At 71.4% G+C, this 16,888-nt stretch carries 13 protein-coding genes and 1 pseudogene; 3 read left to right on the plus strand and 11 right to left on the minus strand.

All coding sequences use genetic code 11. The annotated features are described in order from the left end of the window. The first annotated feature begins 38 nt into the window (after positions 1-38). Entirely contained in the window at positions 39-1,700 is a 1,662-nt protein-coding gene (locus DKT69_RS24405) for a hypothetical protein (RefSeq protein WP_146231199.1), read from the plus strand. An 89-nt stretch (positions 1,701-1,789) separates the two neighbouring features. Here DKT69_RS24405 and DKT69_RS24410 read toward each other — a convergent pair whose 3' ends face one another. Genes DKT69_RS24410 through DKT69_RS24455 form a run of 10 tightly spaced genes read right to left on the minus strand, consistent with a single transcriptional unit; the run spans position 1,790 to position 12,803 of the window. Then, positions 1,790-3,283: a mannitol dehydrogenase family protein gene (locus tag DKT69_RS24410; RefSeq protein WP_236648202.1), complete on the minus strand. Its 1,494-nt coding sequence runs from the start codon at positions 3,281-3,283 to the stop codon at positions 1,790-1,792. After that, complete coding sequence (locus tag DKT69_RS24415) at positions 3,280-4,800, minus strand: UxaA family hydrolase (RefSeq protein WP_236648203.1); 1,521 nt, start codon at positions 4,798-4,800, stop codon at positions 3,280-3,282. The genes DKT69_RS24410 and DKT69_RS24415 overlap by 4 nt, the downstream gene beginning before the upstream one ends. After that, positions 4,797-5,762 carry a PfkB family carbohydrate kinase gene (locus tag DKT69_RS24420; protein WP_109803834.1) on the minus strand — a complete coding sequence of 322 codons (966 nt, stop codon included), beginning with the start codon at positions 5,760-5,762 and terminating at the stop codon, positions 4,797-4,799. The genes DKT69_RS24415 and DKT69_RS24420 overlap by 4 nt, the downstream gene beginning before the upstream one ends. Further along, a complete protein-coding gene (manD, locus tag DKT69_RS24425) occupies positions 5,756-6,964 on the minus strand; it encodes a D-mannonate dehydratase ManD (RefSeq protein WP_109803835.1) in 1,209 nt (402 codons plus the stop codon). The genes DKT69_RS24420 and manD overlap by 7 nt, the downstream gene beginning before the upstream one ends. Beyond that, positions 6,961-7,572 carry a bifunctional 4-hydroxy-2-oxoglutarate aldolase/2-dehydro-3-deoxy-phosphogluconate aldolase gene (locus DKT69_RS24430; protein WP_201749833.1) on the minus strand — a complete coding sequence of 204 codons (612 nt, stop codon included), beginning with the start codon at positions 7,570-7,572 and terminating at the stop codon, positions 6,961-6,963. The genes manD and DKT69_RS24430 overlap by 4 nt, the downstream gene beginning before the upstream one ends. After that, entirely contained in the window at positions 7,569-8,462 is an 894-nt protein-coding gene (locus DKT69_RS24435; RefSeq protein ID WP_109803836.1) for an ABC transporter permease, read from the minus strand. Before DKT69_RS24435 ends, DKT69_RS24430 begins: the two co-directional genes overlap by 4 nt. Next, positions 8,462-9,391: an ABC transporter permease gene (locus tag DKT69_RS24440; protein ID WP_109803837.1), complete on the minus strand. Its 930-nt coding sequence runs from the start codon at positions 9,389-9,391 to the stop codon at positions 8,462-8,464. The genes DKT69_RS24435 and DKT69_RS24440 overlap by 1 nt, the downstream gene beginning before the upstream one ends. Then, positions 9,388-10,539 carry an ABC transporter ATP-binding protein gene (locus DKT69_RS24445; RefSeq protein ID WP_109803838.1) on the minus strand — a complete coding sequence of 384 codons (1,152 nt, stop codon included), beginning with the start codon at positions 10,537-10,539 and terminating at the stop codon, positions 9,388-9,390. Before DKT69_RS24445 ends, DKT69_RS24440 begins: the two co-directional genes overlap by 4 nt. Then, the gene (locus DKT69_RS24450) at positions 10,536-11,753 is read right to left on the minus strand and encodes an ABC transporter substrate-binding protein (RefSeq protein WP_109803839.1); all 1,218 of its coding nucleotides are present in this window, start codon (positions 11,751-11,753) and stop codon (positions 10,536-10,538) included. Before DKT69_RS24450 ends, DKT69_RS24445 begins: the two co-directional genes overlap by 4 nt. Before the next feature lie 60 nt (positions 11,754-11,813). Further along, positions 11,814-12,803, minus strand: a complete 990-nt coding sequence (locus DKT69_RS24455; RefSeq protein WP_109803840.1) for a LacI family DNA-binding transcriptional regulator — start codon at positions 12,801-12,803, stop codon at positions 11,814-11,816. A 177-nt stretch (positions 12,804-12,980) separates the two neighbouring features. Between DKT69_RS24455 and uxaC the strand changes: the two genes are divergently transcribed. Then, a complete protein-coding gene (gene uxaC / locus DKT69_RS24460) occupies positions 12,981-14,420 on the plus strand; it encodes a glucuronate isomerase (protein WP_109803841.1) in 1,440 nt (479 codons plus the stop codon). A gap of 111 nt (positions 14,421-14,531) precedes the next feature. On the opposite strand, the gene DKT69_RS24465 is transcribed toward uxaC, so the two are convergent. Continuing rightward, positions 14,532-15,554 (minus strand): DUF4331 family protein, encoded by a 1,023-nt coding sequence (locus DKT69_RS24465; RefSeq protein ID WP_109803842.1) that lies wholly within the window; start codon positions 15,552-15,554, stop codon positions 14,532-14,534. Positions 15,555-15,646: 92 nt separating this feature from the next. Here DKT69_RS24465 and DKT69_RS24470 point away from each other — a divergent pair. Then, positions 15,647-16,841 (plus strand): annotated as a pseudogene (locus DKT69_RS24470) (low temperature requirement protein A). The last annotated feature ends 47 nt before the right edge of the window (positions 16,842-16,888 follow it).

The raw sequence follows: 16,888 nt of genomic DNA on the forward strand, positions 1-16,888 counted from the left end.
GGAACATGTCCTGATCCGACCACGAAAGGCGTACGCGCATGAGGAATCGTCCCGCCCGCGGCGTCGCCGCCGCTGTGGCGCTGGTGGTGCTCGCCTGTCCCGGCGTGAGCTTCGCCGAGTCCCCCGGTACGGCGACGGGCCCGGTCCACGCGTCGGTACGGCTCGACCCACGGCCCATGGTCGGCGGCGGGTCCGTCCCCGCACACTTCGTCGGCTTCAGTGTCGAGTGGTCCCTGATCGAGCGGTACATGGGACCGACCGCCCGGCCGGCCTTCGCCAACCTGCTGGGCAACCTGGGGACCGGCGTGCTGCGGATCGGTGGGTCGTCGCAGGACGTCATGCCCTTCGACGCGACCGCGGTCAACACCAATGAGGTGATAACCCCGGAGGACCTCGCCGACATCCGCGCGACCCTCGACGCCGCGAACGCCGACCACATCGCGGGCGACGGCACGCCGAACTGGGGTGTCATCCTCGGCACCGCCATGTCGCCGCCCACCGCCCAGCGGCCGTGGCGGGTCCCGGAGCACGCCCGGGCCTTCGTCACACAGGGGGTCGGACCGGCGTTCGCGGGGGCTGACGAGGACGTGGCCGCCGTCTCGCTCGGCAACGAGCCGGACCTCTCCTACCGCTATGACCTGCAGCAGTACCTGGGCGACTTCGCCGCCTTCTCCGGCGCGAACGCCACCCGGCCGTACCCGATCGTCACCCCGAACACGAGCGAACCCATCGCGCCCTGGACCAGCATCGCCAACCGCAGCGTGGAAACGCGCTTCTTCTGGGACTGGCCGGCCATCCTGGACGCCACCGCCCCGGCGACGAAGGCGAACGCCGGCGCGTTCGGGGCCTGGGCCGCTGATCACTTCTACCCACTGGCCCGCACGTGCGCCACGGACCCGTACCGCTGCCCGACGATCCCGGCGCTGCTCTCCGACGAGCGGTCGGCCAACTTCAACTACCAGGTGTACACGCACGCCAACGAGGCGGCCCGCCGCGGCCTGGGCTACCGGGTCGAGGAGCTGAACACCGCCGCGGGGCGGGGCGCGCACGGTGTCAGTGACGTCGCCGCCAGCGCCGTCTGGGCGCTCGACACGATGTTCAACGCGGCGTGCCCGCAGCCGCCGCACGCCCCGTCGGTCAACGCGGAGTGCGGCACCGGCGCCATCGGGGTGAACTTCCACAACGCCGAGGTGCGGGCCTTCTTCCACCCGGAGGAGGGCAACGGCTACTACAACGCGATCAACTTCGACCCGTCGGCGGCAATGGGCGCGCCGACCCCGGCGCCCGAGTACTACGCACTGCTGCTGTTCGCTCGGCTCGCGCAGGGCACGACCGGGCTCCGGCCGATGCCCGTGGCGGTCAACGCACCGCAGGGCGGGCAGGTGAAGGCCTGGCGCGTCGACGGCGGCGCGTCGGAGCGACGGGCGTTCCTCATCAACAAGGGTGACCAGCCGGTTTCACTCGACGTGGCGGCGCCCGGCGCCACGTACGAGATCGACCGGATGACGCCGGACGACCCGAGCGGCGCCGGCCGCACCCTCGACGCACCCGGCGTACGCATCGACGGGCGCGTGGTGTCCGCGGACGGCAGCTGGCCCGGATTCCAGCCGACCGTGGGCACCGCCGAGGCGGGGCACTTCCAGGTCACGCTCGGCGCCGGCGAGGCGGTTGTCGTCACGCTGCACGGCCACGACGGCTGACCGGCCGCCACCACGCCCGTCGACCGCCCGGCTCATCCGCCACCGATGAGCCGGGCGGTCGACGGGCTGCCGGGGTGGACGCGTCCGGCTCATCCGTTGGCGGTGAGCCGGGCCACGTGGTCCGTCAGGGCCGCCCGGAATCCGTCGTGCTCGGGAAGGTCCGCGCCGAAGATCTCCTCGACGCGCAGCAGCGAGTCGACCAGCCGTGGCGGATCGCCCGCGTCGGCGGCCGCGGCGGCGCGCAACCGGTCTGCCAGCGGGTCGTCCAGCGGGAGGTCGCGGCCGTGGACGTCCCGGCCCCGGGCCACGTACGTCATCCACGCCGCGACGGCGAGCGCGGCGTGCTGCGGAACGGCGCCGGCGGCCAGCCGGTCCCGGACGGTGCCGAGCAGCCGGACCGGCAGCTTTTGGGATCCGTCCATCGCGACCTGGACGGTGCGGTGCCGCAACGCGGGGTTGGCGAAGCGCCGCAGCACCCCCCGCCGGTAGTCGGTCAGGTCCAGGCCGTCGGGCACCCGCAGCGTCGGTGCCACGTCCTCGACCATGAGTGCCTCGGCGGCCGCCGCCAGCTGGTCGTCGGAGAGCGCCGCCGCGATCGTGTCGTACCCGCCCAGGGCGCCCAGGTAGGCCAGCAGCGAGTGGGTGGCGTTGAGCATCCGCAGCTTCACCGCCTCCCAGGCGGCGACGTCCTTGGTCGTCACCGCGCCGGCGAGCTCCCAGGCGGGCCGGGCGGCGGCGAAGTCGTCCTCGATGACCCACTGGCCGAACGGCTCGGCCACGACGACGCCATGGTCCGCCAGCCCCAGCACCCTTCGGGCGTCGGCGCGGTCCGCAGCCGTCGTGGCCGGCACGATGCGGTCGACCATGCAGCACGGAAAGCGCACCGACGTCCCGATCCAGTCGGCGAGACCGCCGAGCCCGGACGACGGCAGCGCGTCCAGGAAGTCGTGCACCAGTCCCCGCAGGACGTGACCGTTGCCGACCAGGTTGTCGCAGGAGAGCACCGTGACCGGTCCGGCGCCCCGCTCCCACCGGCGCTGCAGGCCCCGCACGAGCTGGCCGACCACGGTCCGGGGCGGCTGGCCGGCGACGTCGGCCAGGACCTGCGGGTCGGACAGGTCCAACCGGCCGGCCCCGTCACGGCGGTAGCCCTTCTCCGTCACGGTCAGGGTGACCACCCGTACCGCCGGGTCGGCGATCCGATCCACGACGGCGGCCGGCTCGGCCGCGCCGAAGAGCACCTCCCGGACGCTGCCGAGCACCCGCAGCGGCGCCGCGCCGGGCCCGCGTTCCAGCACGGAGTACAGACCGTCCTGCGGAATCAGTTGGTCACGCACCGACGCCGACCGCTGGGTCACGCCGGCGACGCCCCAGTCGTCGTGGCCGGCCGCCGCCGCGGCCAACTCGGTGAAGACCACCTGGTGGGCCCGGTGGAAGGCGCCGATCCCGAGGTGCACGATCCCCACCCGCAGCGACCGCGGGTCGACCGGCGGCGGCGTCCACCGCCCGCCCGACCCGGTCCGGCGCAGTTGCTGTTCCAGCGTCCGCAGGTCGAGCCGCTGGCCCACGGCCCCGTCACTCACAGCACTGCCCCGAGCTGCCACGGCACGATCTCCTCGCCACCGAGGCCCATCTCCTCGCTGGCGGTGCGCCGGCCGGACGCGACGTCGAGCAGCAGGTCGTAGACCCGCCTTCCCATCTCCTCGACGGGGAGATTCCGCTCGACGACGGGCGAACAGTCCAAGTCGATGTCGCCGGCCATTCGCCGGGCCAGCTCGCCGTTGCTGGCGAGCTTGACCGTCGGGACCGGGCGGCTGCCGAAGACCGAGCCGCGGCCGGTGGTGAAGCAGATCAGGTTCGCGCCGCCCGCGACCATTCCGGTCACCGACACGGGGTCGTAGCCGGGGGTGTCCATGAAGACCAGTCCCGGACGGGGGATCTGCTCGGCGTAGTGCCGCACCGCCGCCAGCGGGCTGTGGCCCGCCTTGGCGACCGCGCCCAGCGACTTCTCGAGGATGGTGGTGATGCCGCCCTCCTTGTTGCCCGGCGAGGGGTTCGCGTCGAGCGTCGTGCCCTGCCGCCGCGTGTACTCCTCCCACCAGCGGATCCGCTCCATCAGCGCCCCGGCGACGTCGGCGCTGGTCGCCCGGTCGGCGAGCAGGTGCTCCGCGCCGTACACCTCGGGGGTCTCGCCGAGCACCGAGGTCGCTCCGGCGGCGACGAGCAGGTCGGAGGCGACGCCCAGGGCGGGGTTGGCGGTCAGACCCGACCACCCGTCGGAGCCGCCACACTGCAGGCCGAGGACGAGCTCCTCCACGCCGACCTCGCGGCGTTCCGTCCCGGCGAGCTCGCGCACCATGGCGCGGACCAGCTCGACGCCGTGACCCACGGCGGCCGCCGTGCCGCCCATGTCCTGGATCGTGTACGCGGAGACCGGTAGGTGCTCGGCGACGCCGAGCTCCGCCATGAATCCGGCCACGGCGTTGACCTCGCAGCCGAGCCCGATCACCACCAGCCCGCCGATGTTCGGGTGGCGGGAGTAGCCGGCGAGGGTGCGGCGCAGCAACTCCCACCCCTCGCCCCGGTCGGCCATGCCACAGCCGGTGCCGTGGGTCAGGGCGACCACCCCGTCGACGCCGTCGACGCCCTCCGCGTCGTCCTCGGTGACCCGGGCGACCTTGCGGGCGACCGTCGCCGAGCAGTTGACCGTGGTGAGGACGCCGACGTAGTTGCGCGTGGCGACCCGGCCGTCCGGACGGCGGTAGCCGTGGAAGGTACGCCGGAGGTCGGCGGGCACCTGCGGCGCGGGCTTCGCCGAGCCACCCCCGTCCCGTACGGCGGCGTCCTGCGGCATTCCCAGGTTGTGTACGTGCACGTGCTCGCCGGCGCGTACGGGGGCGAGGGTCCGCCCGATCACCTGGCCGTACTTGCGTACCACCGCGTCGGCCGGCAGGTCGCGCAGGGCGACCTTGTGTCCGGGGGGTATGTCGTCGCGCAGGACGACGGGTCCCGCGCCGCCCGCCGGCACGGAGGCGCCGGCGGGCATCGCCGACGTCGCCACGGCCACGTCGTCGTCGTGGTTCAGCACCACCAGGCTCACGTCGACACCTCCAGACCGGATGTACGGGCGACCAGCCGGCGCGACTCGTCCAGGCCGGCCAGGTAGCCGGTGCCGCCGTGCCCCCGCAGGGACAGCGCCGCCGCGGCCGCGCCGAGCCGCACCGCGGCGCACAGGTCGTCGCCGAGGGCCAACCGGGCCGCCACCGGGCCGGTCAGCACGTCGCCCGCGCCGGTCTGGTCGGCGACGTGATCGACCGGGTAGGCGGGAACCGCAGTCAGGTCGCCGCCGTCGTCGAGCAGCACTCCCCTGCTGCCCTGGGTGAGGGCGACCGCCCCGGCCCCGAGAGCACGCAGCGCGGCGCAGGCCTCGGCTGGTCCCGCGGGCGTAGCGCCGAGCAGCGCGCCGGCCTCTCGGGGCCATGCCGGGGTGACCAACCGCGCGTACGGTGCGAGCGTCCGTAGGTGGCTGCCGGCGGTGGCCGCGTCGACGAGTCGGGGACGCCAGTTCGGGTCGTAGATGAAGCAGCGGGCAGCGCGTGCGGCGACGTGCACGGCCGACCGGGCCGACGCCGAGATGGCGCAGGCCACGCCGCTGGCGAGGACCACCCCGGCCCGAGCCGCCGCCTCGGGCACATCGCTGTCGGTCAGGCTGGACCCCGCGCTCCCGCGCCGGACGTAGACGAACTCGCGCTGCCCCTCCGGGTCGGCGTGCTGGAGGTAGAGACCGTGCTGGCCCGCGGTCCGCACCAGCAGCGACGTGTCCACCCCGAGTGCCGCCACCCGGGCCACCAGTTGGTCGCCCAACTCGTCGTCGGGAACCCGCGCCAGCAGGCAGGTGTGGGCACCCGCGGCGGCCGCCGCGGCAGCGGCGTTGAGGGCGTCGCCGGAGAAGCCCAGCCGCAGTTGCGTCCCGTCGCGCAGCGGCTCGAGCGCGGTCAGCTCGACGAGAACCTCGCCGATGACCAGTACGTCCGGGGCCTGGCCGGGCAAGCCCGTCACCATGGATGCACCGTGCCGTCCTCGAGCCGGTTCACCGGCAGGTACGCGGGCGAGTAGGGGTACCGGGCGGCGGCCTCCTCGTCGATGTCCACGCCGAGGCCGGGCGCCTCCGACGGGTGCAGGTAGCCGCCCTCGAAGTGGTAGTCGTGCGGGAAGACCTGGTCGGTCTGGTCGGTGTGCCGCATGTACTCCTGCAGTCCGAAGTTCGGGATCGCGATGTCGAGTTGCAGGGCGGCGGCCATGCAGACCGGGGACAGGTCGGTGGCCCCGTGCGAGCCGCTGCGAACGTGGTGCAGGGCGGCGAAGTCGAAGATGCGGCGCAGGTGGGTGATGCCACCGGCGTGCACGACGGTGGTACGGATGTAGTCGATGAGCTGCTCCCGGATGAGCTGGCTCGCGTCCCAGACGGTGTTGAACACCTCTCCCACCGCCACCGGTGTGGTGGTGTGCTGTCGGATGAGCCGGAAGCCCTCCTGCAGGTCGGCCGGGACGGGATCCTCCATCCAGGTCAGCGCGTACGGTTCCAGGCTGCGCCCGAGCCGGGCGGCCTCGATGGGCGTCAACCGGTGGTGCACGTCGTGCAGGAGCCGCAGGTGGGGCCCGAACTCGTCGCGGACCCGGGCGAACACGGCGGGCACGTGCGCCAGGTATCGCTCGGTCGACCAGGTGGCCTCGCTGGGCAGTGCGGCGTCGGCCGGCTCGTAGAACATCTTGTCGCCGCTGACGCCGTAGGTCTTGGCCAGGCCCGGCACACCGCATTGCACGCGCACCGCGCGGTAGCCGAGGTCGACGAAGCGCGCCACCTCGGTCAGCACCTGGTCGACCGTCTCACCGTTGGCGTGGCCGTACACCGTCACGCCCTCGCGGGACCGGCCGCCGAGCATCTGGTAGACCGGCAGGCCCGCCACCTTGCCCTTGATGTCCCACAGCGCGGTGTCGACCGCGGCGATCGCGCTCATCGTGACCGGCCCGCGGCGCCAGTACGCCCCCTGGTACAGGTACTGCCAGGTGTCCTCGATGCGGGCCGGGTCGCGGCCGATCAGCAGCGGTACGACGTGGTCGCGCAGATACGACGCCACGGCCAGCTCGCGGCCGTTGAGGGTGGCGTCGCCGACTCCGGTGACCCCCTCGTCGGTGACGATCTTCAAGGTGACGAAGTTGCGTCCGGGACAGGTGACGATGACCCGGGCATCAGCGATCTTCACGCTTCCTCCTTCCGGTCGTCGGCCGCGGCGAGCAGCTCGGCCAGCCGGTCCGCGGCGCCCGGCCGCAGCAGGTCGCTGCCCACGCCCACGGCGCAGGCACCGGCGCGCAGCCAGTCCGGCACCGCGTCCAGGGCGATTCCGCCGGTGGGCACGAGATCTGCGCCGGGCATCAGCTGCAGCAGACTTGTCAGATAGGCGGGGCCACCCACGTGGGCCGGGAACACCTTCACCGCCCCGCGACCCGCTGCGGCCGCCACCTCGCCCGGGGTGAACGCGCCCTCCAGGAAGGGCAGACCGCTGCTCTGCGCGACCTGCCGCACGTCGGGTGCCGGCCACGGGCTGACCAGGAACTGCGCGCCCGCCTGGACCGCCTGCCGCGCGATCGTGTCGTTCGTGACGGTGCCCAGTCCGAGCAACGCGCCCTCGGGCGCCTCGCGGCGGGCGTCCCGCAACGCCAGTGCCCAGTCCGGGGTCGTGGCGGTCAGCTCGACCACTCGTAGCCCCTGCGCGAACATCGCCGCCGCGGCTGCCGTGGCCTCCCTCGCCGACGGCAGCCGCAGCACCGGTAGCACGCGCTGCCCGTGCAGGGTGGCACGCGCCCAGGTCACGGCTCCGGCTCCTCTTTCACCCGGGCGACGAGCTGGGTCGGGTTGACATAGCGCAGGGCGATGACGAGCAGCACGAGCATCATCGACGTGTAGATCACGGCCATGGCGTCCACCGACTGCTGCGCCCGGATGCCCGCGGCCGACATCGAGTAGTAGAGGGCGACGACCAGGGTCTGCGAATCGGGACCGGCGGTCAGGAAGGTCAGCTCGAACATGCCGACGGTCCGGACGAGGACGAGGATGGCGGAGGCCAGCATCCCGGGCAGCAGCAGCGGCGCCAGCACCCGCAGGAACATCGACCGCAACCCCGCTCCGCACATCCGGGCCGCGCTCTCGATGCGTGGGTCGATCTGCTCGATGAACGGCGTCATCGTGAGGATGACGAAGGGGACCGACGGCACCAGGTTCGCCAGGACGACGCCGGACAGGTGGCCGGCGAGTCCGAACTTGTAGAGCACCGTCGCCAGGGGAATGCCGTAGGTGATGGGCGGCATCAGGATCGGCAGCAGGAAGACCAGATAGGCGGCGCGCTTGCCCGGGAAGCTGCGGCGGGCGAGCACGTATGCCGCGGGCACGCCGATCAGCAGCGAGAGCCCGACGACGAGCAGCGACACCTCCAGGGTCACCAGGATGACCTGGCCCAGGGTGAACTGGTGCCACGCGTCGCTGTACCACTTCGCGGTGAAGCCCTCGGGGAGCCAGGTGTCGAACCACTGCCGGCCGAACGAGCTGACCAGCACGGATCCGACGACCCCGAGGAGGTTGAGGAAGAAGAAGATGACCGCGCCCCAGACCAGCCAGGCGGCCGGACGGGCGACCAGTCGCCGGCGTGGCCGGGCCGGGCCGACGCCCGGTACGCCGGTGCCGGGGATACCGGTGACGCTCACCATCAGCCCTTACCTCCAGAGGATCCGGTGTAGAGGCGGGTCCGCGCGAGCAGCACCACCGAGATGATGACCAGCTCGATGGCGCCCATCACCATGGCGATCGCCGAGGCGTACGGGTAGTCGTACTGCTCGTACGCCGCCTGGTACGCGGCGATGGAGATGACCCTGGTCTCGCCGGCCGGGTTGCCGACCAGGACCGCCGAGGGGAAGACGCTGAAGGCGAGGACGAAGGTCAGGCAGAACGTCGTGGCCAGTCCTGGCATCAGCAGGGGCAGGGTGACCGTCCGGAACCGCTGCCACCAGCCGGCGCCGAGCGTCGCCGCGGCCCGCTCCAGGGTCGGGTCGATGCCCGACAGGTACGACAGCACGAGCAGGAAGGCGAACGGGAAACCCGTGATGATCAGGGAGAAGAAGACGCCCCAGTAGTTGTGGACGAGGCGTACCGGCTCGTCGGTGAGGTGCAGCGCCATCAGGACCCGGTTGAACCAGCCCGTCGGGCCGAGGAAGTTGAGCAGGCCCTGGGCGGTCAGCACGGTGCCCAGGGTGATGGGTACGACGAGCAGGATGGTGACCAGCCGCTTGCCGCGGAACCGCCCCCGCATCCGGTACGCGATGGGCACCGACGCCAGCACGTTGAGCAGGGCCGCCGGCAGTGCCAGCCCGAGGGTCGTCCAGATGGTCCCCCGCTGGTAGGCGTCCCCGAAGAAGCGGGCGTAGTCGCTGAACGGGCCACCCTTGGTGGGCTGGAACGACAGGCCCAGCCCGTAGAAGAACGGATACAGGAACAGCAGCACCACGAAGAGCACGGCCGGCGCGAGCAGCCACAGCTGACCGTCCACGCCGCGTTCGGCGAGGCGGTGCCGCCAGTGGGCGCGAGGCGTACGCGGCGGGCCGGTGGCAACCGTGGCGTGCGGGGAGGTCGTGACGCTCATCCGACCAGCCCCGGTTCCGCCAACCTGGCGCCCGCCGGATCGGCCAGCGGGGCGCTCGGGGCCTCGTCGGAGTCGCTCGGGAAGACGAGCAGCCGCTCGGGGTCGATGCTCAGCGCGACCGCGTCGCCGGGTGCGACCCGCCGGTCGGTGCGCAGGTGGACCCGGATGCCGGTAGCGGTACGCGCCTCTGCCGCCAGTTCCCGGCCCTGGTACTCGACCACCTCGATCTCCGCCGGCATCGTGTTCGTCGCCGCCTCACCCGGTTCGCCGACCCGCACGTCCTCCGGTCGCACTCCGGCCATCACGGCGTCGCCCGGTGCGACGTCGCCCATCGGGTCGCCCACGAGGCGGAACCCGTCGGCCTCCACCGCCACGAGCGCGCCCTGCGGGGACACCGCCCGCATCGGCCACAGGTTGCGGTAGCCCATGAAGTCAGCGACGTGCCAGTTGGCCGGCCGGGTGTGCAACGTCTGCGGCGAGCCGATCTGCTGGACGCGGCCGGCGCGCAGCACGACGAGGCGGTCGGCCAGCGACAGCGCTTCCTCCTGGTCGTGGGTGACGTAGACGGTCGTGAGGCCCAGCGACTGGTGCAGCCGCCGGATCTCCGTACGCATCTCGAGCCGCAGTTTGGCGTCGAGGTTGCTCAGCGGCTCGTCCATCAGCACCAGCGACGGCTCGAGGACCACGGCCCGGGCGATGGCCACCCGTTGCTGCTGTCCGCCGGAGAGTTGCCCCGGCAGCTTGCCGGCGTGCTCCTCCAGACGGACGAGACGGATGGCCTCCGCGGTGCGCCGGCGGATCTCGTCCCTGGGCAGCCGCCGCATCCGCAGTCCGAACGCGACGTTCGCGCGTACGGACATGTGCGGAAACAGCGCGTAGTTCTGGAAGACCATGCCGAAGCCGCGGCGTTCCGGCGGCAGGGTGTCGACCCGCCGCTCGTCCTGCCAGATGCTGCCGGCGGTCAGCGGCAGCAGCCCGGCCAGGCAGTTCAGCGCGGTCGACTTGCCGCAGCCCGAGGGACCGAGCAGCGCGATGAACTCGCCCGTCCGAATCGTCAGATCCAGGCCGGCCAGTGCGTCCTGGCTGCCGAAGCGGCGGGACACACCATCGAGCCGCAGCTGCGAGAAGCCGGGCGTGGTCCCGGTCATCCCTGCTTGACCTTTCCGCTGCCGATCTCGCGGTCCCACCGGTCGAACGCCGCCACCAGCGCCTTCGCGTCCAGCGGAACCTCCGTCGGGTTGCTCGCGATCAGCGCGTCGTACTCCGGACGGCCGAAGTTCCTGATGGCGTCCTGGCTCTTCTGCGGCGCCATCGAAAGCTCGACTCCCTTGACGGCGGGCCCCGGGTAGAAGTAGCCGTCGTCGAAGGCCTTCGCCTGCTGCTGCGGGGTCAGCATGAAAGCCAGCAGGGCCAGGACGGCCGCCTGCGTGTCCGTCGAGGCGCCCTTCGGGATGACGGCGTAGTGCGCGTCGGTCACCCAGTGGAACCCCTGCATCGAGCTGACCTTGGCCTCCTTGGGCACCGTCCCGAGCACGCGGGGGTTGATGTCCCAGCCGGTCGTCGAGGCGATCACCTCCACGGACCCGTTGGCCAGGTTCTTCATCGTCTCCGTCGTACCGCTCGGGTAGTAGGAGACGTACTGGTTGAGCTCCTTGAGGTAGGCCCAGGTCTTGTCCCACCCGTTCACCGGGTCCTTCGGATCCTTGTCCCCGAGGATGTAGGGCAGCCCCATCAGGAAGGTCCGCCCCGGGCCCGAGTTCGACGGACGGGCGTACTGGACCTTGCCCGGGTGCGCCTTGGCGTAGGCCAGGAGCTGGTCCGCGGTGGTCGGCGGGTTCTGGACCTTCGCCGGCAGGTACTCCAGCAGCGGCCCGGACGGGTAGTAGGTGACGGTCACGCCCGCGTTGCCGGCGAGCTTCTGCATCGCGGCGGCCGGTTCGAGGTAGTCCTTCATGCCGGTCAGGCGGTCCTCGAACTTGGGCAGCACGTCCATCCACAGGCCCTGGTCGATGCCGGCCGCCAGCCCGTCCACGCCGGTGAGCACCAGGCCGATGTCCACGCGTCCCGCGTTCTGCTGCGCCTTGATCTTGCCGGCGAGTTCCGGCGCCGGGGACTTGGAGTAGGTCACCCGGGAGATGATGTCGGGATTGTTCTTGACGAACTCGTCGATCATCCCCTGCGTCAGCTGAAGGTTGCCCGCCACGTCGAGGACGTTGAGCGTCACCGCCTTCTTCGGCTTCTGCGGCACCTCGCCGTTGCTGTCGCCGCCGGCACCGGAGTTGTCCGGCGCTCCGCAGGCAGCGGTGACGGTGAGGATGGACGATGCTGCGGCTATCAGGGCGCTCCGCCGGGTAATGCCCATGAACGTTCCCTTCCTCGATCAGCCCGAAGGCCGGGTACGGCCGCGTTCCGGCCAGGATTGTCAGTTGGTCTGCGCGACTCCGGTCGAGGCACGCACGAGCAGTTGGGTCGGCAGTTCCCGGCGGGCGTTGCGTACGCCCTCGGGTTGCTCCAGCAGTGAGATCAGCAGGTCCACGGCGGCGCGCCCGGCCTGCGCCTTGCTGAGTGAGACCGTGGTGAGTGCCGGCGCGGACATGGTCGACATCTGGATGTCGTCGATGCCGATCACGCTCATGTCCTCGGGCACCTGGACGCCGCGGTCGCGCAGCCGGCCGAGCAGACCGAGTGCCATCAGGTCGTTGTAGGCGATGACCGACGTGACGCCGGAGGCGATGATGAGATCCGCCGCGGCGACCCCGCCTTCGAAATGGGGCGGGAAGTGACCGGCCACGACCAACTCCATGCCGGCCGCGGCGGTCGCGGCGCGCAGGCCGCGGAGCCGGTCTCGGGACGACCAGGAGGTACGCGGCCCGCCTACCCAGGCGACCCGTCGGTGGCCGAGCGCCTGGAGATGAGCGACCGCCTGCCGCATGCCGTCCACGTTGTCGAAGACGACGGACGGAACGCTGCCGAAGCGGCGGTTGACCATGACCAGGGTGGTGCTCTCGCACAGGTCGCGGATCTCTTCCTCCCGGGCCCGGGGAGAGCAGAGGATGAGGCCGTCCACCTGCTTGCCGAGGACCCGGATGAGTCCGACCTCGGCCGTCGGGTCCTCGTCCGTGTCGGCGAGGAACACGGCGTAGTCCGCCTCCCGCGCCCTGGCCTGCACGCCCTTCACGACGCTCGGGAAGAAGGGGTTGGCCAGGTCCGGCACGATCAGGCCGATGTTCCCGGTGCGGCCGGTGATGAGACCCCGGGCGGCGCGGTTGGGCGCGTAGCCCAGCCGCTGGGCTGCCCGGAGTACGCGTTCACGCGTCGTCGGGTTGACCATCTCGGGCATCGACAGGGCGCGGGACACGGTGGACGGTGAGACGCCCGCCTCGCGAGCCACCTCTCGGATCGTTGCTCGCACGGCCCCACCTCCTCCGCCGGTGAACGACAACCGTCAGTCTGAAACCGTTTGCAGTTACATGTCAATACTCGGTTGCGTAGATGTTTCGGAACGTTGAACGCCTCTCGCCTTGTAGCCGACGGGCCCTAGTGCAATCCTTTGCAGGACCGGTTCGACGAGGCGCCAAAGGAGAGTTGCGTGGCACAGCTGCGTCTGCATCCCGACCGAGCCCTGCCGGCAGGGCAGGACGTCCGACCCGTCGCCCGCCGGATCTACCAGGCCACCCGTGAGCTGTCGCTGCTGTGCATGCACGGGCACGTGGACGCGGCCGTGTTCGCCGACGACCAGCGCTTCTCCGACCCGGCCCAGCTGCTGGTGGTGCCCGACCACTACGTCACGCGGATGCTGGTCTCGCAGGGCGTGCCGCTGGAGCAGCTCGGAGTGCCCCGCGTGGACGGCGGTCCGGTGGAGGCCGATCCCCGGGAGATCTGGCGGCGCTTCTGCGCCCACTGGCACCTGTTCCGCGGCACGCCCAGTCGGTACTGGCTGGAGCACGAGATCGCCGAGGTCCTGAAGATCGACATCGCGCCCGGTCCCGACACCGCCGACGAGCTGTACGACCTCATCGACGCCCGGCTGGCCGAGCCGGGTTTCCGGCCGCGGGCGCTGCTGGACGCCTTCAACATCGAGCTGATCTCCACCACGGACTCCGCCACCTCGACGCTCGAGGACCACGCCAGGCTGGCCGTGGCAGGGCTCGGCGCACGGGTGGTGCCGACCTTCCGGCCCGACGCGTTGACCCATGTCGGGCACGCCGGCTGGATCCGGCAGGTGCGGCGGCTGCAGGAGCTCTCCGGCGTGGACACCGGGGACTACGACGGATTCATCGCGGCTCTGCGCAGCCGCCGGGAGACCTTCGCCCTGGCCGGGGCGCGCGCCACTGATCACGGCCACCTCACCGCCGCCGCCGAGCCGCTGCCGGTCCCGCAGGCGAGGCGGGTCTACGCCGAGGCGTGCCAGGGCAGCGTGAGCGACACGGCGGCCGCCGCCTTCGCCAGCCACATGCTCTTCGAGATGGCTCGGATGTCCTGTGACGACGGCCTGGTCATGCAGATCCACCCCGGAGTGCTACGCGACCACGATCCGGCGGTCCACGCCGCCTTCGGCTCCGATCGGGGGTTCGACATCCCGGTGGCGGCCGAATTCACCCGCGCCCTCCAGCCGATGCTCAACGCCTTCGGCCGGGACCCGCACTTCCGGCTGGTGCTCTTCACCGTCGACGAGTCCGTCTACTCTCGGGAGCTCGCTCCGATCGCCGGCGTCTACCCCTCGGTACGGCTCGGCGCGCCGTGGTGGTTCCTCGACAGCCCCGACGGAATGCGACGCTTCCGGGAGTTGGTGACCGAGACAGCCGGCTTCTACAACACCTCCGGCTTCGTCGACGACACCCGGGCGTTCCTGTCGATCCCCGCACGGCACGACCTGGCGCGGCGCATCGACGCCGGCTATCTGGCCCGCCTCGTGGTCGAGCACCGGCTCTCCGAGGACGAGGCCGTCGAGACGGCTGTCGACCTGGCGTACCGCCTGCCGCAGGAGGTGTACGCACCCGCCACGTCAACCCCGACGACACGTACGTGACCGTGTGGGCCCTGAGCAGCCGTACCAGAATCCCCGCGTCCTCGCCGCGGGCGACCGCGTCGATCTCACCTGCCGGCGCGCCACGACGGGTTGCCGCTCCTGCCGGCCATGTCAGGCGGGGACGACGTAGGGGAAGGTGGTCGAGCGGGCATCCTTGGTGACGTCGGGGGTGAGCCCGGAGGTCATGCCGGTGTTGAGGACGAGGGAGAACATGACCTCTGGCGGGTTGTCGGACATGCTGCGTCCGTTGCGGGTGGCGAAGCCGTAGTTGGCGGGGGTGCCGACCTGGTACGTCAGCACGTCGGGGTAGACCGCCCGCGCCACGCTCCAGCCGTACGCCTGGGGGTCGGGCGCGGTGCCGTTCGCGGCGACGACCCGGGCGACCGCCGAGGCGATCTCCTCGCCGTCCGCCCTGAGGTCCTCGCAGGGGTGCCGGACGTTGGCGGGGTTGGAGAAGTCGGTGTCGGTCGGCCAGAAGATCGGCCACATCATGGGGTGGCCGGCGCGGTTGATCTGCCGCCATCCCCCGGCGTCGGTGGCGAGCTTGGTGGCGGCCCAGACGCCGATCCGGGTGCCGTCGCCCAGCATCGGCTCGTCCCGGGAGACTTCGAGGACGATCGAGTCGACGGTCGTGCCGGCGAAGCTGTTCTTGGCGTTCTCCGGCCGCCAGGCCGAGCGGTCAAGTTCGGCGCCGTTCTTGAAGGCGTCGTTGACTGTGGCGAGTTGGTCGAGGTCGATGTAGAAGGGGTCGGTGATCCGCCCGGCCCACATCCGCAGGTTCTGGCCGCTCACCTCCTCGCCGGTCCGCCCTCGGGCGAGCTGGGTGCCGGTGGCGCCGTCGTCCCGGGCGTCCGCGCCGGTGAGCGCGTGCAGCGTCAGCTCCTGCTTCCCCTGACCGTCCGGTTCGCCGAAGGCCACCCGGTAGGTCAACTCCTCGAGCTCCCCGCCGTTGATGTGGATCTTGAATTCGTACCGCGCCTCGGCGTGGAATCCCCGCTTGATGTCGGCCCTCGTGACCGAGCTGTTGACGTCCATCACGAAAACGGTGCCCTGCTCGCCGTTGAAGACGAAAAGATCGTTGAGGTAGAGCTGGCCGCTCTGGGCGGCAAGCGGAGTATCAAGGTGATGCGACATCGACTGCTCCCGAAATTACACTTCTGGTCAATCCGAGCTTATCTACGCAGAGCGCCGATAAGCCCCGCAGTTCGGGATTAGGTGACCAGCCGATGACGACGAGCAGGGTAGCCGAGCTGCTGCGGAAACCCGGGGACCCCGAGCGGGCGACGTTCCTGGAGTTGTTCTTCGACCTCGTGTTCGTGCTCGCGTTCACCCAGCTCTCGCACGGGCTGATCCAGCACCTCGACTGGACCGGCGCCTTCCGGACGCTGGTGCTGCTGCTGGCCGTGGTGGGTCTGGTTCACCACGGCGTGGGTGACCGACAGGTTCGACCCGCAGCGGCCGCCGATACAGCTACTGGTCATCTCGATCATGGGCGGCAGCCTGGTGATGGCCGCCGCACTGCCCGGCGCCTTCGGCGACACCGGCCTGGTCTTCGCCGTCGTGTACGTCGCCATCCAGCTCGGCCGCAGCATCTTCCTCCGGCTCATCCTTCGGGGCCACGAGCTGCAGCGCAGAGCCGTGCGGGTGCTGTTCTGGTTCGGCGTGTCCGCGGTGCCGTGGATCGCGGGGGCGCTCGCGCACGGTACGACGCGTGGCCTGCTGTGGACGCTGGCCGTGGCCGTGGAGTACGGCGCATTCGTGCTCCACTACCCCACGCCCGGGCTCGGCCGCTCGCGCGAGTCGGAACTGCCGGTCGTGGCCGAGCACCTGTCCGAGCGCTACCGGCAGTTCTTCATCGTCGCCCTCGGCGAGTTGATCCTGCTCACCGGACTGGCGGTCACCGGCACCGGCTTCACGACCGACCGGACGGCGGCGGTCGTGGTGTCGTTCGCGACCACGGTGCTGCTGTGGCGGATCTACATCCACCGCGCCGGGCAACTGTTGCCCGCGGCCATCGCCGCGGTCCCCGACCCGGACCGCCTTGCCCGATCGGCCTCATACGCCCACCTGGTCATGGTGGCCGGCATCGTCGTCACCGCCGTCGGCGATCAACTCGTCATCGTCCAGGCCCTCGGACAGACCCGACCGGCCTGGATCGCCGTCATCCTCGGCGGACCCGCGCTGTTCATGGCCGGACGTGCCCTCTTCGAATACGAGGTGTTCAAGCGCGTACCCCGAGATCGGCCGGTCGCGCTGTTCGTGCTGGCCGCCATGTCGCCGGCTTTGCTCCTCGTACCGCCGCTGCTGGTCGCCGTCGCCGCCACCCTGGTCCTGGCCCTGAACGCCGTCTCCGACGCGACCCGCGCCGGACGACGCCCACCGAGCCACCGTGGCCACCAGGCGGACCATCGCGACGGGTAGGGCCCGCTGCGGTCGGTCCAGAGCCCCGACGCGGCTCAATCTTCTCT

The sequence above is a fragment of the Micromonospora sicca genome (genome assembly GCF_003172935.1).
GTDB classification, from domain to species: domain Bacteria; phylum Actinomycetota; class Actinomycetes; order Mycobacteriales; family Micromonosporaceae; genus Micromonospora; species Micromonospora sicca.

What these genes read in the sequence shown, in the direction of transcription:
- DKT69_RS24420 (WP_109803834.1), bottom strand. Translation starts at nt 5,762, where the DNA reads ATGGTGACGGGCTTGCCCGGCCAGGCCCCGGACGTACTGGTCATCGGC.
- DKT69_RS24435 (WP_109803836.1), bottom strand. Translation starts at nt 8,462, where the DNA reads ATGGTGAGCGTCACCGGTATCCCCGGCACCGGCGTACCGGGCGTCGGC.
- DKT69_RS24465 (WP_109803842.1), bottom strand. Translation starts at nt 15,554, where the DNA reads ATGTCGCATCACCTTGATACTCCGCTTGCCGCCCAGAGCGGCCAGCTC.
- DKT69_RS24445 (WP_109803838.1), bottom strand. Translation starts at nt 10,539, where the DNA reads ATGACCGGGACCACGCCCGGCTTCTCGCAGCTGCGGCTCGATGGTGTG.
- DKT69_RS24405 (WP_146231199.1), top strand. Translation starts at nt 39, where the DNA reads ATGAGGAATCGTCCCGCCCGCGGCGTCGCCGCCGCTGTGGCGCTGGTG.
- DKT69_RS24440 (WP_109803837.1), bottom strand. Translation starts at nt 9,391, where the DNA reads ATGAGCGTCACGACCTCCCCGCACGCCACGGTTGCCACCGGCCCGCCG.
- DKT69_RS24450 (WP_109803839.1), bottom strand. Translation starts at nt 11,753, where the DNA reads ATGGGCATTACCCGGCGGAGCGCCCTGATAGCCGCAGCATCGTCCATC.